The 25,098-nt window shown below is 41.8% G+C and carries 25 protein-coding genes; 17 read left to right on the top strand and 8 right to left on the bottom strand.

The window, feature by feature from the left end:
- The first annotated feature begins 245 nt into the window (after positions 1-245).
- From F0227_RS05690 to uxuA, 3 genes are all read left to right on the top strand, one after another.
- The gene (locus F0227_RS05690; protein ID WP_171752221.1) at positions 246-1,232 is read left to right on the top strand and encodes a TRAP transporter substrate-binding protein; all 987 of its coding nucleotides are present in this window, start codon (positions 246-248) and stop codon (positions 1,230-1,232) included.
- 171 nt (positions 1,233-1,403) lie between these two features.
- The gene (locus F0227_RS05685) at positions 1,404-2,180 is read left to right on the top strand and encodes an FCD domain-containing protein (protein ID WP_171752220.1); all 777 of its coding nucleotides are present in this window, start codon (positions 1,404-1,406) and stop codon (positions 2,178-2,180) included.
- 60 nt (positions 2,181-2,240) lie between these two features.
- Positions 2,241-3,425 carry a mannonate dehydratase gene (uxuA, locus tag F0227_RS05680; RefSeq protein WP_171752219.1) on the top strand — a complete coding sequence of 395 codons (1,185 nt, stop codon included), beginning with the start codon at positions 2,241-2,243 and terminating at the stop codon, positions 3,423-3,425.
- 339 nt (positions 3,426-3,764) lie between these two features.
- Here uxuA and F0227_RS05675 read toward each other — a convergent pair whose 3' ends face one another.
- From F0227_RS05675 to F0227_RS05665, 3 genes are read right to left on the bottom strand one after another with little or no spacing between them, the layout of a single operon-like run.
- Entirely contained in the window at positions 3,765-5,114 is a 1,350-nt protein-coding gene (locus F0227_RS05675; RefSeq protein WP_171752218.1) for a flavodoxin domain-containing protein, read from the bottom strand.
- Between the two features lie 22 nt (positions 5,115-5,136).
- Positions 5,137-5,298: a hypothetical protein gene (locus tag F0227_RS05670; protein WP_171752217.1), complete on the bottom strand. Its 162-nt coding sequence runs from the start codon at positions 5,296-5,298 to the stop codon at positions 5,137-5,139.
- Complete coding sequence (locus tag F0227_RS05665; protein ID WP_171752216.1) at positions 5,295-6,524, bottom strand: FMN-binding protein; 1,230 nt, start codon at positions 6,522-6,524, stop codon at positions 5,295-5,297. Before F0227_RS05665 ends, F0227_RS05670 begins: the two co-directional genes overlap by 4 nt.
- A gap of 346 nt (positions 6,525-6,870) precedes the next feature.
- On the opposite strand from F0227_RS05665, the gene F0227_RS05660 reads away from it, so the two are divergent.
- The 10 genes from F0227_RS05660 to F0227_RS05615 all read left to right on the top strand — a co-directional run bounded on the left by F0227_RS05660 (position 6,871) and on the right by F0227_RS05615 (position 14,884).
- Complete coding sequence (locus F0227_RS05660) at positions 6,871-7,659, top strand: DUF3450 domain-containing protein (RefSeq protein ID WP_253822045.1); 789 nt, start codon at positions 6,871-6,873, stop codon at positions 7,657-7,659.
- Positions 7,656-9,053, top strand: a complete 1,398-nt coding sequence (locus F0227_RS05655) for a MotA/TolQ/ExbB proton channel family protein (RefSeq protein ID WP_171752215.1) — start codon at positions 7,656-7,658, stop codon at positions 9,051-9,053. The genes F0227_RS05660 and F0227_RS05655 overlap by 4 nt, the downstream gene beginning before the upstream one ends.
- Positions 9,053-9,667, top strand: coding sequence for a MotA/TolQ/ExbB proton channel family protein (locus F0227_RS05650; protein ID WP_171752214.1), 615 nt, complete (start codon positions 9,053-9,055; stop codon positions 9,665-9,667). The genes F0227_RS05655 and F0227_RS05650 overlap by 1 nt, the downstream gene beginning before the upstream one ends.
- The gene (locus F0227_RS05645) at positions 9,664-10,071 is read left to right on the top strand and encodes a biopolymer transporter ExbD (RefSeq protein WP_171752213.1); all 408 of its coding nucleotides are present in this window, start codon (positions 9,664-9,666) and stop codon (positions 10,069-10,071) included. Before F0227_RS05650 ends, F0227_RS05645 begins: the two co-directional genes overlap by 4 nt.
- Positions 10,068-10,709, top strand: coding sequence for an energy transducer TonB (locus F0227_RS05640; RefSeq protein ID WP_171752212.1), 642 nt, complete (start codon positions 10,068-10,070; stop codon positions 10,707-10,709). The genes F0227_RS05645 and F0227_RS05640 overlap by 4 nt, the downstream gene beginning before the upstream one ends.
- Positions 10,706-11,878, top strand: a complete 1,173-nt coding sequence (locus F0227_RS05635; RefSeq protein WP_171752211.1) for a hypothetical protein — start codon at positions 10,706-10,708, stop codon at positions 11,876-11,878. The genes F0227_RS05640 and F0227_RS05635 overlap by 4 nt, the downstream gene beginning before the upstream one ends.
- Before the next feature lie 124 nt (positions 11,879-12,002).
- On the top strand, positions 12,003-12,305 hold the full coding sequence (locus tag F0227_RS05630; RefSeq protein ID WP_171752210.1) for a Dabb family protein: 303 nt from the start codon (positions 12,003-12,005) through the stop codon (positions 12,303-12,305).
- 90 nt (positions 12,306-12,395) lie between these two features.
- A complete protein-coding gene (locus F0227_RS05625; RefSeq protein ID WP_171752209.1) occupies positions 12,396-12,992 on the top strand; it encodes a TetR/AcrR family transcriptional regulator in 597 nt (198 codons plus the stop codon).
- 213 nt (positions 12,993-13,205) lie between these two features.
- Positions 13,206-14,243 carry an NADP-dependent oxidoreductase gene (locus F0227_RS05620; protein WP_171752208.1) on the top strand — a complete coding sequence of 346 codons (1,038 nt, stop codon included), beginning with the start codon at positions 13,206-13,208 and terminating at the stop codon, positions 14,241-14,243.
- A gap of 20 nt (positions 14,244-14,263) precedes the next feature.
- Positions 14,264-14,884 carry a glutathione S-transferase family protein gene (locus tag F0227_RS05615; RefSeq protein ID WP_171752207.1) on the top strand — a complete coding sequence of 207 codons (621 nt, stop codon included), beginning with the start codon at positions 14,264-14,266 and terminating at the stop codon, positions 14,882-14,884.
- 57 nt (positions 14,885-14,941) lie between these two features.
- Here F0227_RS05615 and F0227_RS05610 read toward each other — a convergent pair whose 3' ends face one another.
- The 5 genes from F0227_RS05610 to F0227_RS05590 form a co-directional block, all read right to left on the bottom strand.
- The gene (locus F0227_RS05610; RefSeq protein ID WP_171752206.1) at positions 14,942-16,396 is read right to left on the bottom strand and encodes a sensor domain-containing diguanylate cyclase; all 1,455 of its coding nucleotides are present in this window, start codon (positions 16,394-16,396) and stop codon (positions 14,942-14,944) included.
- Between the two features lie 210 nt (positions 16,397-16,606).
- Positions 16,607-16,903: a PAAR domain-containing protein gene (locus F0227_RS05605; protein ID WP_171752205.1), complete on the bottom strand. Its 297-nt coding sequence runs from the start codon at positions 16,901-16,903 to the stop codon at positions 16,607-16,609.
- Positions 16,903-17,478 (bottom strand): Twin-arginine translocation pathway signal, encoded by a 576-nt coding sequence (locus F0227_RS05600; protein ID WP_171752204.1) that lies wholly within the window; start codon positions 17,476-17,478, stop codon positions 16,903-16,905. The genes F0227_RS05605 and F0227_RS05600 overlap by 1 nt, the downstream gene beginning before the upstream one ends.
- Positions 17,478-19,517 (bottom strand): type VI secretion system tip protein TssI/VgrG, encoded by a 2,040-nt coding sequence (tssI, locus tag F0227_RS05595; protein ID WP_171752203.1) that lies wholly within the window; start codon positions 19,515-19,517, stop codon positions 17,478-17,480. The genes F0227_RS05600 and tssI overlap by 1 nt, the downstream gene beginning before the upstream one ends.
- Positions 19,518-19,877: 360 nt before the next feature.
- The gene (locus tag F0227_RS05590; RefSeq protein ID WP_171752202.1) at positions 19,878-20,333 is read right to left on the bottom strand and encodes a YHS domain-containing (seleno)protein; all 456 of its coding nucleotides are present in this window, start codon (positions 20,331-20,333) and stop codon (positions 19,878-19,880) included.
- A gap of 781 nt (positions 20,334-21,114) precedes the next feature.
- Here F0227_RS05590 and F0227_RS05585 point away from each other — a divergent pair.
- The 4 genes from F0227_RS05585 to F0227_RS05570 are packed head-to-tail and all read left to right on the top strand — an operon-like array spanning position 21,115 to position 24,964.
- The gene (locus F0227_RS05585) at positions 21,115-21,843 is read left to right on the top strand and encodes a (Fe-S)-binding protein (RefSeq protein WP_171752201.1); all 729 of its coding nucleotides are present in this window, start codon (positions 21,115-21,117) and stop codon (positions 21,841-21,843) included.
- Position 21,844: 1 nt separating this feature from the next.
- Positions 21,845-23,260, top strand: a complete 1,416-nt coding sequence (locus tag F0227_RS05580; RefSeq protein WP_171752200.1) for a LutB/LldF family L-lactate oxidation iron-sulfur protein — start codon at positions 21,845-21,847, stop codon at positions 23,258-23,260.
- A gap of 9 nt (positions 23,261-23,269) precedes the next feature.
- Entirely contained in the window at positions 23,270-24,046 is a 777-nt protein-coding gene (locus F0227_RS05575) for a lactate utilization protein C (protein WP_171752199.1), read from the top strand.
- A gap of 15 nt (positions 24,047-24,061) precedes the next feature.
- The gene (locus F0227_RS05570; protein WP_171752198.1) at positions 24,062-24,964 is read left to right on the top strand and encodes a LysR family transcriptional regulator; all 903 of its coding nucleotides are present in this window, start codon (positions 24,062-24,064) and stop codon (positions 24,962-24,964) included.
- The last annotated feature ends 134 nt before the right edge of the window (positions 24,965-25,098 follow it).

Genomic DNA, 25,098 nt, shown 5'->3' with positions numbered 1-25,098 from the left:
TTTCGCCGATTATAGAACGACTGATTGGTTAGCCAAGTGAGCCAGATCACAGTTAATTGGTCCTACCAAAAAAGCAGTAATCTTTGTGATATTGGTCAACCAATTGCCATTTTGATCTTGTAAATTGGTCGGAGAACAGCGAAATTACTTTGGCAATAACGTAAATAGAGGTCTGGTTGACCAAAGTTCGTCAATACGAACCACGAATCACAACTCATTAAAATGAGAGAAATGGAGAATATTTTATGTTTGGCAATAAAACAGCGGTAGCGACTTTAATGGCGTGTGCTATCGGCGCAACAGCTTCGCTTCCAACGTATGCAGCAACAACACTAAAGTTAAGCCATAACCAAGATAGAACTCACCCTGTACATAAGTCGATGCAATATATGGCTGATGAAGTTAAAAAGCTGACAGATGGTGAAGTTAAAATTCGAATTTATCCAAATGGACAGCTAGGAACACAACGTGAATCTATGGAGCTAATGCAAAATGGTGCATTAGATATGGCCAAGTCAAATGCAAGTGAAATGGAGTCATTTGAACCTGCATACGGCGCATTCAATATTCCTTACATTTTCCGCGACCGTGACCATTACTATCGAGTATTAAAAGGTGATGTGGGCGAGAAAATTCTATCAGCTTCATACGATAAAGGTTTTGTTGGTTTGACATATTACGATGGCGGTTCTCGTAGTTTCTATGCAAATAAAGCCATCAACACGCCTGCGGATCTGAAAGGGATGAAAATTCGTGTTCAGCCAAGTCCAGCGGCAGTCAATATGATCAAGTTGATGGGTGGCTCACCGACACCACTTGCATACGGTGAGTTATATACCGCTCTGCAACAAGGCGTGGTTGACGGCGCAGAAAACAACCCGACAGCATTGACTAACTCTCGCCACGGCGAAGTAGCAAAAGTATATAGCTTAGATGAGCACACGATGATTCCAGATGTATTAGTTATCAGCTCTAAAGTGTGGGACAAGCTATCTTCGGATGAGCAAAAAGCACTGAAGAAAGCGGCGAAAGATTCGATGATGTATCACAAAACATTGTGGAGCGAAATGACTAACGCTGCGTTAGAGAAAGCAAAAAGTTCTTTAGGTGTAAAAGTGGTGTCTGTAGAGAAACAACCATTTGTTGATGCGGTAAAACCTATGCATGACGAAGCACTTAAAAATGCCGATATCGCTGAGTATGTCAAAGGCATCGACGCGTTGGCAAACTAATTGATAGTTGCATAAGTAGAGGGGATATCCTCCCCTCTATCTATCAAATCAATCGATGAAATAAGCATATTGATAATTAAGTACAAAATTGGTAACCACTTGGTTGACCAGTTTAAGATTGCTGCTATGATTCCACGCAAACTCGTATAAGACATATTTAAGTGATAGATAATGATGAAAGAAAACACTAATAACACCAAGCGTCTATACCAAGAAGTGGGCATACAGCTAATCAACCAAATTGCTTCCTCCGTTTACAAAATCGGTGACCGATTACCTCCTGAACGTGAAATTGCAGAGCGAATGGAAGTCAGTCGTTCAGTGATACGTGAAGCCCTTATTATGCTTGAGTTGAAAGGGCTAGTTGAAGTACGCAAAGGTTCAGGGGTCTACGTGATCGATGTGCCTAGTGACGATATAGAAAACAGCACTAATCAAAGTGATTCGGAAGAATCTAATGATGATGTTGGTCCTTTTGAAATGCTTCAAGCTAGACAGTTGCTAGAAAGCCATGTTGCAGAATTTGCGGCTACGCAAGTAACTAAGAATGATATTCATAAGTTACGCGCCGCTTTGGAAGTTGAACGAGAGCATTTAGAAGGCAATGAAACCGACTATGACGGTGATGAGATGTTCCATCTCGCCATTGCTGAAGCAACACAGAATAGCGTGTTAACGGACATGGTTAAAGACATGTGGGTTCGAAGAGAAAGTAGTTCAATGTGGCGACAATTACATGAACGCATTTCGAATCAGGATTATAGAAAACGATGGTTAAATGACCATGAAAAGATTCTACAAGCGCTAATCAGAAAAGACCCTGTAGCTGCACGTGAAGCGATGTGGCAACACTTAGAAAATGTAAAACAAACGTTATTTGAGCTATCGGATGTGGATGATCCTAAATTTGATGGATTTCTATTTAGTTCCTATTCCGTCGCTTCTTAGTCAATTAATAAGCCCCGCTCTCTCATTGTAGAGCGAAGAAGAAAGAAGAAGGTGAAAGTTATGGAACAGACCTGGCGTTGGTACGGGCCAAATGATCCCGTGTCATTGAGCGATATTCGTCAAGCTGGTGCAACAGGAGTAGTGACTGCACTGCACCATATCCCGAATGGGGAAGTATGGACAGTTGCTGAGATTGAAAAACGTATCGCCGTTTTGCAACAGCAGCAATTAACCTGGTCTGTTGTTGAGAGTGTTCCTGTACATGAAGAGATAAAAACCCGAACGGGCAATTATCAAAAGTGGATTGATAACTATAAAACCTCGTTAGAAAACCTAGCTAAATGCGGTATAGACACGGTTTGCTATAACTTTATGCCGGTGCTTGATTGGACAAGAACAGATTTAGAGTATGAGTTAGAAGATGGCTCTAAAGCTCTTAGATTTGACCAAGTTGCGTTTGCTGCATTTGAGCTGTTTATTTTAAAACGTCCATCAGCAAAAAATGATTATTCAGAAACTGAGATAGCGGAAGCGAAGAGCTATTTTGACGCAATGTCCCAGCAGGATATCGATAAACTCACCGCAAATATTATCGCCGGTTTACCGGGGGCAGAAGAAGGCTATACCTTAGATGAGTTTCAAGCTCGACTTGATACTTATAAGGGGATTAGCAAAGACGATTTACGCGATCATATGGCGTTATTCTTAGATGAGTTGATGCCTGTATGTGAAAAATATGGCCTTAAACTTGCTGTTCATCCAGATGATCCACCTCGACCTATCTTAGGTTTACCAAGAATTGTCTCTACGATTGAAGATATCGAGTGGTTAACCAATAAAGTACCAAGCAAGATGAACGGTATCACTATGTGTACCGGATCATATGGCGTTCGCGGTGACAATGATTTGGTTAACATGATTAAGCAGTATGGCGAACGAATTTACTTTACTCATCTGCGCTCTACGCAGCGGGAAGACAATCAGTTGAGCTTTCATGAAGCGGCACACCTTGAAGGTGATGTTGATATGTATAATGTTGTCATGGCGCTGCTTGAGCAAGAAAACAAACGTAAACAAGCGGGTGATACAAGGTTGATTCCTATGAGGCCGGACCATGGACATCAAATGATTGATGATCTTAACAAGCAGACTAATCCCGGTTATTCCTGTATTGGGCGTTTAAAAGGCTTAGCTGAAATTCGCGGTATGGAGCTGGCGTTACAGCGTTCGTTTTTTGATAAGTAAAACAGTCAATATAAGAAAAGAGAGCAGCCTATAAAGGCTGCTCTCTTTTTATACGCTTTGAAAACTAAGCAACCGCTAACCGTTGCAATTCCGGTGGCTGTTGCAGTTCTTCTTGCCTTTGACAAAGATAAAGGCACCTTGCTACAGCATTAGCGGTATTTAGCTTGAGCCAAAGCCAAATTATGCTCAGTTTTTTCATATAGATGGCAAATAACGATCTGCCCCATGTGCTAAAACAGTGTAGATAATTGCCTTTAAAATTGAAAGTGACTTAAATTCATTACTGTTATTCCATAATGGCACGATGCTGGCACCACCAAATATCTTAAACTCAACTTGTTAGAACAATTCAAAAATTAGCTGCTCGTTTTGTCGCATCGTGTTGACGGTCTGTTTTGCTTCTTCTTCTGTCAGTGATGACCGAATCAATGCTTGTTCGATTATGGTAGTGATTTCATCTTTTAATTCAGGTCGTCCACAGACGTAAATATTTGCGTGTCGATTGACTATCCAATCAGCCAACTGCTGTTGATGCTCAACAAGCTTGTCTTGTACGTACTGCTTTTCTTCACTATCACGAGAAAATGCCGTATCCAGTTGATGGACAATACCTTCACTGACATATTGCTGGATATCTTCGCGGTAGTAGAAGTCAGAGTTGCTGTATCGGTTGCCAAAAATAAACCAATTTTTCCCAAGATGTTGCTGTTGTTTTCTCTCTTCAAGTAGCGACATCATAGGTGCGATTCCCGCGCCAGTTGCTATGAGGATGGTGTCTTGCTGATTGTTTGGTAGCGGCATTCCTTTACCTGTTTTAATAAAACCTTCTATACGAGAGCCCAAAGCGATCTGTTCTATTAGATGATGAGAACATTTGCCATTTTGCCACTCTCCATCGAGAAGAAATTGATGTTTGGCAATACATAGCGAAAGTTGGTGTGGATTTTTGCTAGGAGAAGATGCAATGGAATACAATCTCTCTTTATCACTACCTGGTGGCACAATGCTCACTAAATCATTGATCTGATATGGATGTTCGTCGTCTTGCTGGATATCAAACACAAGCTGGTATGCTTGGTTAGCACTGCCGCTCTTGTTTGGTTGGCTTGCGCTCTCTGATACATTAAGTGACGTGTTATGCAGCGCTTCTCGTTTGGTTAAAGTTAATGTCACCGGAGTGGTGATTCGTTGAACTTGATCTGTGTTGATATCTTCATTCAACTGCTGAGAAAGCCAAGTTTGCCATGTCTCAAGTGGGTCTCCGCTCACCATCGTAGGCTCAGGGTTATTTGCACGCCCGAGTCTTACAAGTTCATGTTGAAAAAGCTTACCCGCTAAACAAAAGTGCTGATAACTTTTATCCCCTAAGGCTAAAATACTGATGTTGCTGGATAGTTCTGGCAGGTCACACAGCTGTTGATAAAACAGTTTTCCTTGATCCGGGATCTCCCCTTCACCGCATGTGCTAATAATCATAACAACTTGATTATATTCATTTAAGTCAGATGGATGCAGTGCTGATAATGATTGTACCTCTACACTTCTTGCCGTTTTTGCAATAATTCGACCTGACTGCAATGCTAAGTTTTCGGCTGTGCCAGTTTGACTGGCGTAACAGACTAGAATGTCTCGATTCTCGTATACCGGTGTAAACAATATACTCATTAATGCATGGGTGATTTTATTCATAGTGGTTACCAAAATAGAGCGATTACATCATTGTGAGTAGAGATTGCAGAAGAAAGGCAATGATCACCCCAGCAGGGATAAGCAATAAACAGAGCGATAGCCACTTAATGCCGTTGCTGGTGGTTGTTTTTTGCGGTTTGATGCTGTTCGGCAAACTCTGCTTGTTAGTATTGGCAGTACTCATAATGAGCCCCCTTTATTACGCACAAATATTGGTTTGATTAGGTAAACCAGCTTGTTTCTATAGAGAGTGAGTAGGGTTAGCATCTCTCCCGCAGGACAGAAAAAACGACAAAACATATCAGGTATAAAGAAAGCGCCAATCAAGATGGAAGGTAGAATAAACCACTGTATTCCTTCACCTTGGAGAGAAAATATCATAGAGAACGGTTCATAAGAGCCCGCGCTTGGATTTATGGTAAGAAAGCCGACCATCAACCCTGCCCATAGTCCAACTTTGGGAATATAGTGCGCATGCTTTAATACAGCAGGAAATAGAGGAAGATTGAGATTACTGATTTTATGAAGTAAATACTGTACGCCGTGAAATGGGCAGATGTTGCCGCAGTAGATATTTTTTCCCAGTAACACGATGGTTAATAATGTACTACCAAGCAATATCCATAGTCCTAGGTTTTCTGACAGCGACGGAATAAATCCCATCATAACGGCGGAAAAATTACTCACACTGATCATCTGATTGGCCATAAAGCCAATAACGGCTGTGCTGGCCAATACGTACACCAGTTTCAATGTCTGATTTTTTAGCCAAATATTCGTAACGGAACATGCGATGAGCAGTGCCAACAATAGATGAGTCACTGTGTAATTAATGGTGCTTGCTAATGGTTCTGTTGTACGTTCAAAGTAGCGTTCCGCAATTAGGTGAGAGGCGCGGGTATTGGCTCTCATGATAGCGTTGGAGCTGAGTGTTGCCCCGCTAACCGCATCCCAGTTTTTGTCTTTTACAGGAAGAAAATCAACCTCTTTTCGTAGAAACTGACGAAAATAACCGGCATTTTTCAGTTTTTGAATGTATGCAGGGGTATCGCTGTGATTCAAAATATCAACGGATTTAACCTTACCTTCTGACGTGATAATTGACGCGACGGTTAAGGGACCACCAAAACTATTTTCCGTTGCAATAGAGACATAGTAATCGGAATTTTTTTGAGTCATGGTAAACAGTACATCGCTATTATCAATTGAAGCGATGGTGGCTTGTGGATATAGAGACTGTAGAGCATTCTTCCAATCAGGACGGTTGAGTTCTTGCCCTGAAAACCATGCAATAACCAACGACACTAGCGCTAATAAACGAAACAGCTTTCTGTAATCAAAGCGCCACTTTACGATGGTTGCGGGGGTGTTTTTTTGACAAGATTGTGATTGACAATCATTACAACTCAAGGGAGTTACCTCAAAAATTATCGATGAATATAGCTCTAAGTACTATCTACTTAACAGTAAATATTGTCACTGGGAAAAGTATCAGTGGGGCATGTGAAAAAGGGCGGATAGTCGCATAAAAGTGGCAAGAAATGGAGTAATGAAATGACGAGAATGATAATGAAAATTAATGTCATGTAGATAGACTTATTTACATTGTTCAAGGTAGTATGATTGCTTTCGCTGAGAGTGGTTTATTTCTTTGTAGTGAGCGAGTTATGTTGAGTCGCGACTCATCGATTGGTTACGGCAGCTCTACAAGGTTAATCAGTTAATAATATAAGAGATTTTAAATTTAGTGATGAAAATGATGAGTAAAAAGAAACGGCTGGTGCAGACTCTGTTTGCTAGTCTTATGGTTTTTACTGTAAGTGCTTTGGCGAATAGCTCGCGAATGGATGAGTCACATCAAGTCGAAACTCGAATCACTGATCAGGCTGCGAACACTCAGGAAATAGTGTCGAAAAGTAGTGAAAATAGCCTGAAGTTACAAGTTGAGATTGATGCCTTGAACGCAGAGTTGAAGAACTTAGAAGTGTATCGCTCACATCTGAATAAACTCGTACAGAGTCAGCAGCAAGAATTAACCAGTTTGCAGATGCAGTTGCTACAAATAGACGACACGCGCAAAAGTATCGTTCCGCTGATGTACGCCATGTTGGATGGTTTAGAAACCGTGGTGGAAACGGATAAACCGATACGTTATCAAAAGCGTGTTGAGCGAATTCGCTCATTGAAAGAGATGATGTCGAAAGCGGACATAAGTGATGCGGAGAAGTATCGTCGGATATTAGAAGCGTTACAAATTGAAGTCGATTATGGCTCAAAAATGGGGCGTTATTTTGCATCCATTGAGGTTGATGGTCGCAATATAGAGGCCGAAGTGCTCTATTTTGCAAAAGCCGTTCTAGTCGCGAGAAGTATTGATCAGAAACGCTACTGGTCTTGGAGCGTGGTTACCGATGAGTGGCAGGGTGTGAATCAAGATGTTGGGGAGAATATAGACCTTGCTTTTAAAGTCGCAAATAAGCAAATCGCACCGACTTTACTCAATTTGCCGGTCTCGCTGAGGCATGTATCGGAGCCGTTGAAATGAGTCGTTTAACTTCCTTTTTAGCCAACAAAATGGCGTTATTTTCAGTCGGTTTTGCAATATTCACGCCGATGTCGTTTGCTGAAAACAGTATTAAGTCGCCAGCACAGTTGTTAGATACGACTAAGCAAGCGCAACAAGTAGAAAGTCAGCATAACAAAAACAGAACAGAGCAATTTTTAGCCACGGAGCATCAACTTAAAGAGCAACTTGCCCAGTTAACCCATGAAGTGGCGTTATTAGAGAGTCAGATTGATGAGCTTAGTGATCGCTTTACACTGAACGAGAAAACACTGGTAGAGAAAGAACAACAGTTACGATTGGCATCGAGCAGTTTAGGTGAACTATTTGGTGTCGTGCGACAAGCGGCTAAAGACCTACAAAAAGAGCAAGCTGTTACCTTCCAAGGTTCGGCACAGCAACGCCATAAACAGTTGGTGGATGATATTGTTGACGCTCGAACATTGCCTTCAAAAGAGCAGTTATACGGTTTGTGGCAGGCATTTATCGCTCAAACAACCAGTAGCGGCGAACTTGAGAAATTGGAACTACCGGTCGTACAAGCGAATGGCGAGGTCATCACTCAACCTGTTGTCCGGTTGGGAACCATTGGGTTGGGCAACCAACAAGGGTATCTTCACTGGAATAAGCATAGAGAGTTAGCAACTCCATATGCTTTGCAACCTAAACGGCCACTCAATCTTGCTGTTCTTGCTGACGATAATAAAGCAGCACCAAGCCATTATCAGTTGCTTGATATTGATGTTAGTCGTGGAGAACTGTTGACCCAATTAACCAATACACCAACCATGATGGATCGTATAAATAGTGGCGGTATTATTGGCCAAATTATCATTGCCATTCTGGGTATTGGTCTATTTGTCGGAATCGTTCAGGGCAGTTTCTTAATGATTTGCAGGAGAAGAATTCGACGTCAATTGACTCAGATAACAACACCAAGTGCTGACAATCCATTAGGAAGAATTCTAGCTCTTTATCATCAGGATCGCTCCAATAATGTTGAGGCGTTGGAGCTGCGTTTACTTGAAGGAGTAATGGAAGAGCAAGCTCGGCTTGAAAGAGGGTTATCATTTATCAAATTGTTGGCGGCACTGGCACCCATGTTAGGGTTGCTTGGAACAGTGACAGGTATGATAGAAACATTTCAAACCATTACTCAGTTTGGCAACGCAGATCCAAAAATTATGGCTGGGGGTATCTCCATGGCACTAGTTACCACAGTGTTGGGTTTAATCGCCGCGATGCCGCTATTACTAACGCATAACCTCCTTTCATCGCAAGCAGAGTCCATAAGAAATAGTATTGAGAAACAGGGGATAGGATTGGTTGCTGAGCGAGCGGAGCAGGACATAGTTGCAGCAGTTAGAGTTGAATAATGGACGGTTTAAGTGACGTTATTTCTATAGTTGGAAACACGGAATGGCTGGCAACAGCAGAGCGATTTATGGCTAAAGGTGGTCCAATTCTGTGGTGGCTTGCTGGATTAATGACACTATTTTGGACGTTGGTTCTGGAGCGAGTTTGGTATCTGGTTCGAGTATTTCCTAGAGACCAACAACGCTGGTTTGGGTTTTGGCTACAACGCAGTGACCGTTTTTCATGGTTTGCTCAAGCCCAGAGAGGTCGATGGTTAAGTGAAGCTAAAGCCAAGTTAACGGTGAACATGTCACTGCTGAAGTTGATTGTTTCGCTCTTTCCGATGCTAGGTTTATTAGGGACAGTTACCGGAATGATCTCGGTATTTGATGTGTTAGCGACGCAAGGTAACGCTGACCCCCAGTTAATGGCGGCAGGCATTTCGATGGCAACATTACCCACGATGGCAGGGATGGTGGCCGCATTGGTGAGTTTGTTTGTCTATTCGCGTATTTCTCGAATCACTGAGAAGAGGCAACTGCATTTAGCACGTTTATTACGTATCAACGCGTCTGAAAGTGGCAATCAACAATCTGTTTTGGCGAATAAAGAATTAACTGGAGAAGGGCAATGAGATTAGGCCGTCGACGAGAGAATAGAGATGACGCACAGATTGATATGACATCTATGCTAGACATCGTCTTTATCATGCTGATCTTTTTTATTGTTACTAGCTCTTTTGTACGAGAGTCGGGAGTTGAGGTAAATCGCCCTTCGGCAAACCACGCGACTAGCCAAAAGAACGCGGCGATATTTATTGCAATTACAGCCGACAACCATATTTATATCGACAATCGTCTGGTTGATGTAGAGAGGGTTCAAGCAACCTTGGAAAGCATGATTATCGATAAACCGGATGCCTCATTAGTTATTCAAGCTGACGCTTATGCTTTTAACGGGACAGTCGTTGCAGTTATGGATGGTGCTAAAGGAGCAGGTGTTGAGCGTATTGCATTAGCCACAGAGCAGAAACCATGATCAGGGTTTTGATTATCATCCCTTGTGCTCTGTTATTAACGATGACCGTTTTTGCTTTTATGACTTGGTTAGTTAAATTGGACGTGCGGTCACTACCGAGTACAGACTCTGCTTTACGGTTTGATGTTGTGCAAGTGGAACAGGAGAGTGAGGCCAAAAGGCGTCAACGTCGTCTTCCGGAGCCCCCTCAGCAACAGTTGGCAGCGCCAACGCAATTACTAGTAAGTCGCGCGGCACCTTTACAATCCATCCCGCTAGAGAATATCACGGCTCCTATGTTAGAGATTGACAACACAGTAATAGGGCTGGCTATAACCCCCCCGGTTCTGCCGGAACTGGCTCCAATTAAGCCGGCGAAAAACCAACAAGCGTTGCCTCTTTATCGCATAGAACCTCGTTATCCAATTCGAGCAAAAAAACGCAATATTGAAGGGTATATCGTGTTGCAGTTCACCATAGATGCATCCGGTGCTCCAGTAGAGATAAAAGTGCTAAAGAGTGAACCAAAAGGGATGTTTGATAAAGAGGCGAAGCGAGCGCTAAAACGATGGAAGTACCAACCCATGATCACAGATGGTGTCGCCACCGCTCAATCTGGACAAACGGTCAGACTTGAATTTACCTTGCAGAATGAATGATGAAAAGAGTACTTTTTCTACTGTTGTCTGTTGGAACGCTATTTCCTGTCATGCTTAACGCGAAAGAGCTCAGCTCTTTTGTGGCTAATAGAGTGAACAGTGCTTTTGTTCTACAGCAACAAGACAATAATGTAGCGGCGATTGAGCTACTAGAAAGGACGAAAACTCGTAACGATTATGACCTAGGGTATGTTCAGCGCATGTTAGCCGTACTCTATTGGCAGCAGGAGGAGTCTGATAAAACCAAACGTGCTCTGGTTAAGGCGATAGAGAGCAATGGGTTGCCGCAACCGTTATTGCTCTCTACCCAGCGTATGCTCGGAGATATACTGTTCTCGGAACAGCATTACGTATTAGCAATAGAGCAATATACCAAGCTGGTTTCGACATTGCAGTCGGCCACAGAGATAGATAATGCTCAGCAGGATTCACTACTTTCATCAACACTTCTTCGTTTAGCAAAAGCCAACTATCAGTTACAGCATTGGCAAGTTGTGTTGGATACCATGGCTCGTTACCAGCAGTTAATACCTCAGCTTACCACTCGGGAACGAGAGCTTTTGTTAGGCGCGTATCTTGCGCTAAAGCAGTGGGAAAATGCGCTGATAGTCGTCGAGAATATTAAAGCCACAGAGCCGAAAAAAGCGCGTTGGTGGAAATATCAGATTGATTTGCAGTTACAACTTAAGCAGTACTCAATGGCGCTTAGTAGTTTAAAACAGTACCAACGGGCAGGATTTTCTCTGACAAAGAGAGAGCTAATGACGATGGCTCAGTTATATCAGCAACAAGGGTCGCCAGAGTTGGCTGCGCGAATATATCAAAATGATATTGACGACAAAAATGCTCAAGATTGGGCGACGGAAGCAGGTTATTGGCAGCAAGCAAAGGCGTTTTCGCTCGCGCTCGTAGCATGGAATAACGCTCGACAAAAAGAGAGCCGTTATCACTGGTCTTATGTGCAGCTGTTAATGCGGGATAAGCAGTATCAGCAAGTTATATCTGAACTGGATCTATTTAACCGTTTAACTCAACAGCAGTGGTTAACTAAGACTGAAGCGTATTTTTACCTTGGTGAGTTAGAGATGGCACGACAATCTGCCCGTCGCGCCGATGACATTAAATCCGATGGACAAACCGCCCGATGGTTAGCGTATTTTGACCGTTAAGAAATATCGTTGTTTTGACGAGATTAGGTGAACTTTGTAGAAAAGCGAAGTAGTCTAAGTAAGTCAATCAGTGTTTGTTTGGAATAAGATAGCCAAACAATTTTCAGCAGATAAGGAGAACAGATTGATTCGTCATTTAATGTTGGTTGAAACAAAACAGAGTGCTACGGTTATTGAGCGAGATGCAGCGAAAGCGGCTTTTTTATCGATCTCAGACAAGGTCGATGGAATAGAAACAGTGGAGTGGGGCGAGAATAATAGCCCGGAGGGAAAGAACAAATCTTATGATCTTGCCATAGTGATGACATTTTGTAGTGAGGAAGCCAGAGATCGTTACCTCACTCACCCGGAACATGATGCATTAAAAGTCCACTTCAGAAAAATCATTCAAGATATTGTCGTCGTTGATTATACAGTAGGCTGTTAAAACAAGCGCTATATCGCATCTTTAGCGGCGAAAAATAGCGAACTATAAAATAACTAGACGACCGGTCTAATTTTGTTTATTATCGTCTGCATGAAAACAAAAACGAATGAAACGCGACAGCACATATTGCAAACTGGCTATGAACTTATCGTAGCGAAAGGCTTTACCAGTGTCGGTCTGTCCCAACTGTTAAAACATGCAGAAGTACCTAAAGGCTCTTTCTATCATTACTTTAAGTCAAAGGAGCAGTTTGGCGAAGCATTGATAGAGGACTATTTTAGTCAATACATGGTCCGCTTAAAGGGTTTATTTGAAGATGATAACTTATCCGCTAATGAACGTTTGCTTACGTATTGGCGTCGATGGATAGAAATTTCACAAGGTGCATGTGGCGCAGAGCGCTGCTTAGTCGTTAAGCTATCTGCTGAAGTGTCTGATCTATCCGAGCCCATGCGATTAGCGTTACACAAAGGTGCTAACGATATTACGGGTGCCATTGCAGACTGTATAGAGCTTGGAATAAAAGATGGCTCAATTAAAGTGACAGACAGTCATGATGCTGCTGTCAGCCTTTATCAACTTTGGTTAGGAACAAGCGTTTTATATAAATTGAGTAAAGATCCACAAGGTATGATGAATACGTTGCGGAAAACAGAACGCTTTTTGCAAGGCAACTCATTGCTCTAAACAGACAATTTGAGCTCGTATAGGTGGCTGTACGAGTTTTTTTATAACACAGAGCTAGACGACTGGTCTAATTTAGTGGTGGCAAGTTACTTTATTTGTCACGCCATAGATTGAACCGGTAACTGGAATTTGGCTGCATTAATTGGCACGTTTTTTGTCGTTTACTACCTTAGTAAATAGCAAAAAATAGGTAAATATAACAAGGATTAAATAATGAAAACTCAACTTGAAAGTAACAGCAGAATTGTATTGGCTTCTCGTCCCGTTGGTGCGCCAACAGAGCAAAACTTTCGTTTAGAAAATACCCAGAGACCGGTACCCGCAGAAGGCGAAGTGCTACTACGAACCATTTATCTCTCTTTAGATCCGTATATGAGAGGGCGAATGAGTGATGCTAAATCCTATGCTGAACCAGTTGCCATTGATGATGTTATGGTTGGTGGTACGGTTTGTCAGGTTGAAGAGTCGAACAACAGTGATTTCGAAGTGGGTGAGTGGGTATTAGCTTATACAGGGTGGCAAAAACTGGCACTTTCTAATGGTGAAGGCTTACTGAAGTTAGGAAAGCAGCCTATGGCACCTTCGTATGCACTGGGCATTATGGGCATGCCAGGTTTTACCGCATACATGGGACTGTTGGATATTGGTGATCCTAAACCGGGCGAAACGATTGTTGTCGCTGCAGCAACAGGCCCAGTGGGAGCAACGGTGGGGCAAATTGGTAAGTTGAAAGGTGCACGTGTTGTAGGTATCGCCGGTGGAGAAGAGAAGTGTTGTTATGCTAAAGAAGAGTTAGGTTTTGACGAGTGTATTGATCACAAAGCGGCGGATTTTTCTGAACAACTAGCAAAAGCGTGTGATCAGGGAATTGATGTCTATTTTGAAAATGTCGGCGGAAAAGTGTTTGACGCGGTATTGCCATTGCTTAATACCGCAGCGAGAGTTCCTTTATGTGGTTTGATTTCGCAGTATAACGCCACCTCTTTGCCAGAAGGGCCTGATCGTATGTCGATGTTGATGGGAACCTTGTTGGTTAAGCGTATCAAAATGCAAGGATTCATAATTTTTGATGATTATGCACACCGTTATGATGAGTTTGCGGCGGATATGTCTGTTTGGTTAGCAGAAGGCAAAGTGAAATATAAAGAACAGATGGTGGAAGGGTTAGAAAATGCCGTCGACGCCTTCCAAGGACTTCTTGAAGGTAAAAACTTCGGAAAACTTGTTGTTAAAGTCAATCAACCTCTTTAAATAGCACGGATAAGATAAAAATGATCACATTACACCACCTAAATAAATCGCGCTCTAAACGCATCATTTGGCTGTTGGAAGAGCTAAATGTAGAATATAAAATTACTCCTTATCAAAGAGATAGCGTCACTTTCTTGGCTCCGCCAGAACTTAAGTCTATTCATCCACTGGGCAAATCACCCGTTATTGAAGATGATGGTTTGATTGTGACGGAATCTGGAGCGATTACGGAGTACCTGATAGACAAATATGCCGATGGAAAACTGGCACCGCTACGCGGTACTAAAGAGCATGTTGAGTACCTGCAGTGGATGCACTTTGCTGAAAGTTCCGGTATTTTGCCGCCACTATTGAAGATCTTTGTCATGAAAGATGGTTGTGAAACTAACTTTCTAGCAGATTACGCAGATGCAGAGCTGGCGAAAATTGCAGAGTATTTAAATTCGTCATTACAAGATAAGCGGTATTTAGTCGCAGATACCTTAACAGGTGCGGATATTATGATCTCTTTTGTTGTGGAGGCGTTACAGAACTTTGGGCTTATTCAGCAATATAGCAACATTGAGGCATACGCAGAGCAACTGGCAAGTCATCCTGCTTTTAACAAAGCAGGTCAAATTGAACTGAGTGCTCAATCTTAATCGTGTTGCAAAACTGATGCATTCAAGTCGCGGTTAACTGGACAGTACAAGTGGATGTTACTCCTCTGCTTGCACTGTTCTCACACAGTTTCTGCCGTTATTTTTTGATTGGTATAGGGCGATATCTGCTCTGGCTAATAAATGATCCAATGAATCACCATTAACTGCCTGCGTTACTCCCACACTTATGGTGATCGGCTGTGGAAAGGAGTGGCAGTTTTCTATTCTGGCGCGAATTTTCTCAGCCAGTATTGCGGCACTGTCTATATCACTATTGTGTGCCAAGACAACAAACTCTTCACCTCCCCACCTGCTTACGCAGTCAGATTGTCGAGTCGATGAGTCAATATTGGTCGCAATGGTCTGTAGTACCTGATCCCCTTTTAAGTGACCGTATTTATCGTTGATATCTTTGAACTTATCGATATCTATCATGAGTACGGAAATAGGCGTGGATGAACGTTCACTCTGCAACAGAGCTTTTTTCGCCTGATATTCAAATGCAGCTCGATTATTTAACTGGGTCAATGCATCTGTTGTTGCCATAGCCTCTAGCTGCTTATGAAAGAAATTTACTACCCAAGAGACAATAATGAGGATGACGATAATGGTGACTAGGCCGATAAACAGATTGGTATAGAGGATGGTCCGTATCTCGCTAAAGGTGATCTCTTCCTCTTGCTCTATTAACATCCACCAGTTGAGCTCAGCAATATATTGTAGGTTTAATAAGAATTTTCCATGCTCATTTTGATACTCAAGAATGGTTGAATCATGTTGATTGGCATTGCTCAGCGCATCGGAGAAAGTTGGCAGATTAGATATGGCTTTACTGTCGAGCATTGCTCCTTCTGAATGAGAAATAATATGGCCGTGAGCATCAAGAAAGTAGATGTTTTGGTTATAGTTATGTTTAAACTGTTGCAGAATGTTCTTGATAACATCGAACTTCAACCCTAAACCAACAACGCCTAATAATTGATCTTCATGAAATATTTTATAGTTAACAAACAGTGCTGGTGTATGGCTTGAGTCGATATTTGGCCCTACATTTAACTCATACATTTTGTCGCTATTAACAAAATCAAAATACCATGCAGCTTGAGGATCATCTTCTGATTCATACATTTTAACCCCTTCAGAGTTAAAATATTGCTGTGATTCGAATGAAACGACAAAACTAATTAAGGCATTACTACGGTGTTTTATCTGAGCTAAATAGCTGACAAGATCTTCATCCTCACAGACATTGTTCTGTAACCAGCGTTGGATAAAACGATCATTGGCTAACATAGAGGAAGCGATAATGGCTGGGAGCACATTCAAAGTGATTTCAGAATAGACTTCAGTCGTCGCCTTTGGTAGTTCCGTTTCGATAATTGAATTGCGTAAATTGAGTTTAAGGTAGTAAAAATTTACCGCGTTGGTAAAAACAAACCCGGCCAGCATCAAAAGTGAAATAATGATGATTAATAATCCGCGTTTAGAATTTCCACTGTTTATTAGAAACATAAACTACCTATTGGCCGAACGAGTTTTTGTGTAAATCTAAGCAACTAGATACACTTATTTCACTCTAACTTATTCAATTATGGTGCATATTGATAAAAGAGCGAAATTCATCCTAAGGCAGCACAATGTTTATTGCCGTAACGTGAGCTTAATCATTAATCTCTCAATCTATCGGACGAGGTGACCATATATGTCCTCGAATAAGGAGTGTTAGCCGCCGATTAGTACCGTTGGAAAACCGAGTACTATGGTTCCACCGTGCGCTGTCATATCGGTCATTCTTGCTGCTGGCATATTATTAATTAGTACTGTGGCGCTCCCTTTAATAATGCTGTCAGGTGGACCTACGCAGACACACATCTGTCCCAATGTTGCAGCAGGTAAGTTGCCTATTAGCACCGTAGATGGCATTGGCAGTATTGGGCCTCCGACGTGTGGAATCGGTACAATGGCAGGAGTTTGCATAGGACAAACATGCATATCAGTTGCTCTTGCAGCAGGAAACATTACAACGCTCCTTCTTGTTCGCCATTACCACCGTTAGCAATATCAGACCCCATATCAATATAATGCTTATATCGTTCTACCGCATGAGCACCATCCGGTAACACTGCGGTTAGATTGATACATCCTGCAACGGCTTGAGCATATAAGTTTGCGGGTGGAGGAACGATAGGATCGGTTGGTGATGTCATGCTACCACCACTCCAAAACGCAGCTTGTGCAGCCCAGCCGGCACCTGTATCTAGAGTCGCTATTTTCGCCATCTCTTCGGCATGGCGCCGACTGGTTTCATCAGGTGTATAAACCCAAGCTTTGGCGGCGTTAACGGCGTCATTTTCTTCAGTCGACCAATCATCCCGACTCGCTGCGCAGTTACAGGCCCACCAAATAGATTCTCTAATTGGCAAGCCGTGAGCTATAAATGTGACTGCGTCACTATATAACTCACTGTTAATTGCTTGTTCTAGCCAATCATAAGGGGACATGTTTTCGGTCAGTGCTTCTTGAGCTTCTGCTGTTGGCTCGTATAGTGCCATTATGTCCTTGGCGAATTGGTGTGGAATTTTTAAAAATTTCATTAGTTTACCTTCGCAATTGCACCTTGAATTTGAACCATGGCACCTGCTTTAATTTCCGTCATCGCGCTACCATTTACCGAGACAAGGGCTCCCTTGATGTCGGTTTTCCCTTGCCCTTCAACGGTTACCATCGCCGCTTTAAGTTCTGCTTTTGCCTGTCCTGCAATACTGACTTGAGGAGCTTCAATTTTTATTCCACTCGCGCTAAGTTCGATTTTACAAGCGCCTACAGCTAAGGCAATTTTGGTTTTTCCTTTTAAGGAGATCTCTTGTCCGTCTACGGTTATTGATGCCGTTGCGGTAATGTCTGCGTTTGAACTCGCTTCAACGGCGATGTTTTTATCCGATTTAATCGAGAAATCTTCTTTGCTCGTAGCTTGAACGGTTTTGCTGGAATCTAAGGAAAACGCTTCTTTACTGGAAATCGCCATCGTTTTTTCTGTGGCCGCGGTAAACGCTTCCTTACTGGTTACATCTAAGGTTTTTTCTATGTTAACGGCTTTTGCACCAGTGATTGTCGACGTGCTATCGTTTTCAACTTCTAGCAATAGATCTTTTTGTGCATGGAGATAGAACTGTTCTTTGTCTTTTTGATCGTCAAAGCGGATTTCATTGCTGGTTTTACTGCTTCCGTCTGGCGTGGTTCGAGTGCGGATGCCACTTTGAGTTGCAGAATCAAATGGTGGTTTGTTGGATGGGTTATAAATTGAACCAGAGATAACGGGATAGTCAGGGTCGCCATCAATATAGCTAACGATAACTTCATCACCAATCCGTGGAGTAAACTGCATGCCAAATCCGTTGCTAGCAAAGTTTTGGGATACCGCTAGCCAACAGGAGGTGTTTTCGTCATTTTCACCATTTTGATCCCAATGAAACTGAACTTTTACTCTTCCCTGATCATCACTATAAATCTCCTCTCCACTTGGGCCTGTGACATAAGCGCTGTGTACGCATGATACACGAGGCTTACTTAGCATTTTAGGACGAAAGGTTGTGGTACTTGGAATACACTCAAACTGATTACGATATTGAATGTCTCGTCCTGATTCAGCGCTTTTTATATGATGAACGATTTCGGTGACCACATATTCTTGATTGCTGTCAGAAATTGGATGGTCAGAGAGCTTGAAATTGTATCCTGCAGAGAGCTCCATAATAGTAGAAGAAGAGCTGCATACATATTTCTCTGCATCCAGCGACTCCATTTGTGTCTTAGCTAGAGTGCGAATGATAGATTTATCCTTGCTACCAACGCCATAGTGGTAACTCGATAAGTCATTGATGCTGGCTGATGCGGAGGAAGACTGTTCGCCACTATCTATTAGCTCAGGAAGTTCATGGCTGAAATCAGCAAGGCTGACTTTGGCAGAGGTGACTTTACTTTTTTGTTTCCAATTGCTTATGGTGAACTCGTTACTACTCCCCAACTTTTTATATGAGTAAGGGCTATTTTTGGCGCTTTCAAAGCTTTGATTTTTATCAGAAATAAGTACTTTATGAGAAGAGGAAGAGTGATCAACTCGATAATGCCAACCTTCACTTGCCATAATACGATGAGCAAATGCCAGATCCGTCTCGTCCATTTGAGTGCAATATTCGTGCTCCTCGCCGTCGCCAGATACGGATATTTTGATATAGCTTTTTATTCCCGCTTTTTCAAAAATAGTCTCAAGCACTTTTTTGCTACTGACATTTTGGAAGATCTGTCGGTTGTGACGAAAAGCTAAAATAGATAGTGCGTCACTTGAACCTATTCGGTAGTAGTAGAGATCTTTCTCGATACTGTACTCAATAAGTTCAATTGAAGTAATTAACCCATTGAAAGAGCGGTTATTTTCACCTTGATTAAACTCAATCGCGACAGGTTTACCTAACGATGAATCTTGAACAGGTTCGGGAGAAACAAGTGATAGTGATAGTTTACTTCCAGCAGACAGCGCCTCCTTACAGGTCATATCGGTAATAATGTAAGGACCTTTTCCATCCAGTTTTACCGTCAAAGGGCGGGAGCTAGAATTGTACTCATCAACGGCCATATGTTCCCCAAAATAAGAATGAATTTAACATAGATTCAATGAATTAAGAGTACATCATATCAGCGTTTTAGTCATTATAGGATTTGCTCCTGAAGTGCTAATAAGACCAGTACTTATAAAGGATACAGAGTGAGTGAAGGCATGAAAATAAAAGGACAGCCGTCAATAATTATCAGGGACTAATTATCAAGGACAGTCATTACTACAGTTAGAAGATAGTCACATTGAATAAAGCCACACGTAGTTACATGAAATCTAAGTTAACTGGATCGGTTTTTACAATATCAACCTTCTTCGGTAAAGGCAGTAAACCGAAGAAGGTTGAACAATATGTTCGCTCTATAATTTTACGCAATAGTATTATTGAGCAAGTAGAGTCGGCCAGTTTTTATCCCCTTGAGCTATAAATCCGGGAACATCTTGTAACCACTGATTTTTGACTGATTTGTCATAGTTTAAATAGAGTTTGTCATCGACAATGCTCCACTGTTTAGGGTCCCCTGGGGCAAAGTCATTTTTTGCCGCTATTGCCCATGCACAGTATCCGCCATATTGTGGTGCGAACTTGTCTGGATCTGCTTGGAATTTATCAAGGTTCTCCTGGCTGGAAAAATACCAATCGGCACCTTTGTAAGAGATCTTGAAATCCTTATTGCCTTCTACTGGTTTTCCTTCGGTAAAGTAAGCAACGGTATCGTAGCCATCTAATGCTTTATTACTGAAAAAACCGGTATAAATGGCATCAGCAGCAAAGGCAGAAGTCGCGAAAAGGGCTTGGGCTGCGATCAGCAATAAACCGTTAATCCATTTTTTCATATTCGTTATCTCCGTACATTGTCTTTGTCTATGTTGTAGTAGAGAGGGGCAATGGTAAAAAAATTTCAGTGAAGGCCATTTTATTTTTAATACCTTCCCGATGGGATAATTTAAATGGTAATGAACGTGCAGTAATGAGCGAAATGAAGGAAATTAAATCAATAAAGGAAATAGAAGTTATTAGCAGGGGGGAACGAATTTTAGTAATGATGTCAGTGGTAAATATATTTATTTTAGTTAGCGGAAATAAAAGGGTGATTAAGTGTTTTAATAAGTTTTAGATTTATATTTAAAAATGTTAATGGAATATTTCTAGTGAATTTAAATAAGCATCTTCTGATAAGTAAGCAAATGACTAATACTTAATGATTAGTTAATGCAATCACTCGTAAAGGCTTTTATGTAACCAATTGTAGTTCAATTAGATAATTATTGTTTCCAAAACTAACCCAATCAATGCTGGTGTTGAAATGGATGTAAAGTTAACACATTGTTATTTATTGTGATTTTGACATTTAACCTCGTATGTAAAAGCCTTATATCACAATACGTCACAGTGACGGAGGTAGGGTAGACTATTTATTGCTAGCGAAGCTAAAAATTGTAGCTAGACTATATATAAACCGATAAACAGTAAGGTTATATATATTTACTGTTCGAAAGATAATAATAATTAAAATTTATCGACTAATACTTCTTTATAAGTGTTCGTCGCCTAATTTAATAACTGCACTGAAATTAGCATTTTTGCTAATTGCATCTCTACCACGGGAGCAACACAATGAAGGTGAATCTATTTGCCACCTGTCTTGGTGATATGGTGAAAGCCGATGTCGCTAAAAAAACCGTATTACTACTTGAACAGTTGAACTGTGAAGTGATTTTTCCACAAAAGCAGGGGTGCTGTGGTCAGCCTTCTCTCAACAGTGGTTATATTGAAGGGAGCAAGCCTGCAATGAAAAATATCATTCAGGCATTTGAAGAGAATGATTACCCGATAGTGAGCCCTGCGGGATCGTGCGCGGCTTCTATTAAGAAATACCCTCAATATTTGGCCGATGAACCTGAATGGGCCAGTCGAGCTCAACGTGTGGCAGATCGCCTGTTTGAACTGACTCAATTCATTGTTAATGAGTTAAAAGTTGAACACCTAGGAGCAAAGCTTAAAGGACGGGGTGTTTATCATCCATCGTGCAGTTTGATTCGAAAACTAGGCGTAATAGAAGAGCCACTAACCCTTCTCAACAATGTAGAAGGATTAGAGTTGCTACCCATTCAAAATCAGCAGACTTGTTGCGGGTTTGGTGGCACTTTTTCCGTCAAAATGTCGGAAATTTCCGGTGAGATGGTAATAGAAAAAGTGCGCCATATTACCGAGGTTGAGCCTGACTATCTAATCGGTGCGGATATCAGTTGTTTAATCAATATTGGTGGACGAATTAGTCGTGAAGGTAAACCAGTAAAAGTGATGCACATAGTGGATGTATTGCTAAGCGGTGAGGTGAAGTAATATGTCGATGAAAACCAGCAATAAGCAGTTTCGTGAACGTATCAATGTGCAGATGAAAGATGAGTTTATGCGTCAGTCTGTCGCAAATGCTCAGGAACGAATGTTTGCTAACCGTCAGATTGCCGCAGATAAGCTTGGTAACTGGGAAGAGTGGCGTGAAATGGGTATGGATATCCGTAACCATGTACTTGAAAATTTAGATTATTACCTGCAACAGCTTAGCGACAATGTGGCTAAGAACGGCGGACATGTTTTCTTTGCAAAAACAGCCGAACAGGCAACGGATTACATCGAATCCATCGTGCAAAAGAAAAATGCCAAGAAGGTCGTTAAATCTAAGTCGATGGTAACGGAAGAAATAGACCTTAACCGAGTGATTCAACAAAACGATTGCGAGGTGGTAGAAACCGATCTAGGTGAATACATTTTGCAGGTCGATGATTGCGATCCTCCTTCTCATATTGTGGTTCCTGCGTTGCACAAAAATCGAACCCAAATCCGTGACATTTTTAAAGATAAAATTGGTTATCAGGGCAGCAATGATCCAGAAGAGATGACACAGTTTGTTCGTGATTATATTCGTCATGACTTTTTAGAAGCAGATATTGGCATCACAGGGTGTAATTTTGCAGTAGCAGAATCAGGAACCATTAGTTTGGTTACCAACGAAGGTAATGCGCGTTTGGCCACCAGTTTACCGAAGACCCATATTGCGGTAATGGGAATGGAACGTATTGTTCCTACCTTCGAAGAGTTGGATATTGTCATTAGTTTATTGTGCCGGAGTGCGGTTGGTATTCCGTTGACGGGGTATGTAACTGCGCTGACTGGACCAAGAGAAGATGAACATTGCGATGGACCAGAAGAGTTTCATTTAGTTATCGTTGATAATGGTCGCTCTGAGATCTTAGGCTCTGAATTTAAAGATATTCTTCGTTGTGTTCGTTGTGCCGCATGTGTAAATACTTGTCCTGCTTACCGGCATATTGGTGGTCAGTCATATGGCTCAATTTATTCTGGCCCTATTGGTGCAGTGCTTTCTCCTCTATTAGGCGGTTATGAAGATTTTAAAGATCTGCCGTACGCTTGTAGCTTGTGCCAATCTTGTAATGATGTTTGTCCGGTGAAGATTCCTCTATCTGATTTGATCCTCAAACATAGACAAAAAATGGCTGAACAGAATATTACCCCTGCGCTAGAAAGAGCCACCGTTTCAGCATTTAACTTCATTAATGCTCGCCCAATACTGTGGAATAGTACGGTAAAAGTGGGAGCGTCTGTAGCAAGTAGTCTGATTAAGAATGGCAAAATGCCTATTAATATTGGTGCAACGAGTGAATGGACAGAAGCAAGGGATTTACCAGAGCCTGATGGTGAGTCGTTCCGTAGTTGGTTTAAATCTCATCAAAAGAAATAGGAGCCTATGATGTCAAACGCTTTGTTAACAGAGGATGCTGAACGCATTTACAACCGCAATTCATTTTTGGACAATATTGCTCAGAAACTCGGACGTGAAAAAAATATTGAGCCGGTTGAGAGACCCGCTTTGCGACATAATTGCCACCATCAGGTAATGTCTGATTACTCTAAAGATGAGTTAAAAGAGGTGCTGCTGGCCTATACTCAAACCAATTTGGCGTCGCAAGCCATTGTGGTAACAAAAGAGTCTATCTCTACAGCTATCACAAAAGTATGTGAGCAATATTGTACGGTGGACTCGCTCTCTGAACAAAATAAAGAGACAAATAAAGCGGAAGTGCTGTTGTCCGCCGACCCAAGATTGTTGGCGTTGATCCCTGAATGCTCTATCGAGTCTGAACAATATGATATTAATACTTGGCAAGCGGCTATCGGCTATCAGCGCAATATTGAGCTGGCTGAACGAGCGAAGGTTGGTATTGTTTATGCTGAACAAGCGTTAGCAGAGTCTGGTACTATGGTGCTGCATAGTAACCCTCAACAGGGGAGAGCGGTGAGCTTGTTACCTGAAGCATCGATATTTGTTGTTGCTAAAAGTACGTTGTTTGCACGGTTGACCCAAGCCACGGCGGTACTGCATCAAAAAGCCGCCGCGGGAGAGAGAATGCCTTCTTGCGTTAACTTTATTTCAGGACCAAGCTCTACAGCGGATATTGAACTGATAAAAGTAGTAGGGGTTCATGGCCCTGTTTATGCGACATATATTATAATTGATGATATGTAACTAAGAGTACTTCTTATGCCAGATATTGATGACTTAGTCTTGTTTACCCAGGTAATTGAAAACGGCTCTTTTAGCAAAGTGGCTGAGCTGAATGATATTACCAAATCTGTGGTCAGCAAACGAGTTAGCAAGTTGGAGACAAAGCTAGGGGTGCAGTTAATCTATCGCACCACACGTAATCTCTCTCCAACTGAGGCAGGAGAAGTTCTCTACAATCGCGCTAAAGATATAAAAGACATCGCCAAATCGGCATTTAATGCGATTAACGGCTATAACGAAGTATTGTCTGGGCATATTCGTATGTCAGTGCCGACTATCTCGGGTGACCTACTGTTGGCAGAAGCGGTATCTGACTTTTGCCAACAACATCCCGGGCTTACCATCGATATGTCGATGGACAATGAGTTTGTCGATCTTATCGCTGATAAATATGACCTAGTCATTCGAACGGGTTATTTAGAAGATTCGAGTTTAATTGCTCGGTATATTTTCAATTCACGTTGGGTGATATGCGCCACACCTCAGTATCTGGAAAAGTACGGAAAACCAGATAAACCGAAAGATCTATTACGACATAACTGTCTTGGTTACACCTATGAAAGCACCGGAACATTTGACTGGCAGTTCAAGCGAAATAGTGACGTGTATACCTTGAAAGTGAGCGGTAACTTCTCTTCTAATAACTCTGCTGCATTACGAAGAGCTGCGTTAGCAGGGAACGGTTTAGCCTATGTACCGACTTGTTTGGTGTATGAAGATTTGCAAGAGGGCAGTTTGGTTGAAGTCTTGGCTGAACAGGTAGGGAAGGAAGTTGGCATTTATGCTGTCTATCCCTACACCCGTAAACCCGCCAAACGAATTCAAGCTTTGATTGAACATATCCGTGATCGTTATTTAGCGATAAACGAATATTTTTAATATCGATAAATTGAATCAGATTCATGTAGTATATACTCAAGTGACCTCAAGATGCAGGATTCAGAGCAACATCAACAAGTTCAGTTCAAGAAAGATAATTGAAGGAATGGCATTCCCTTTCAAGATTATCTGAC

The organism is Vibrio sp. 99-8-1 (assembly GCF_013114595.1).
Classification (GTDB): domain Bacteria; phylum Pseudomonadota; class Gammaproteobacteria; order Enterobacterales; family Vibrionaceae; genus Vibrio.
This window is presented reverse-complemented; position numbering and strand designations above follow the sequence as displayed.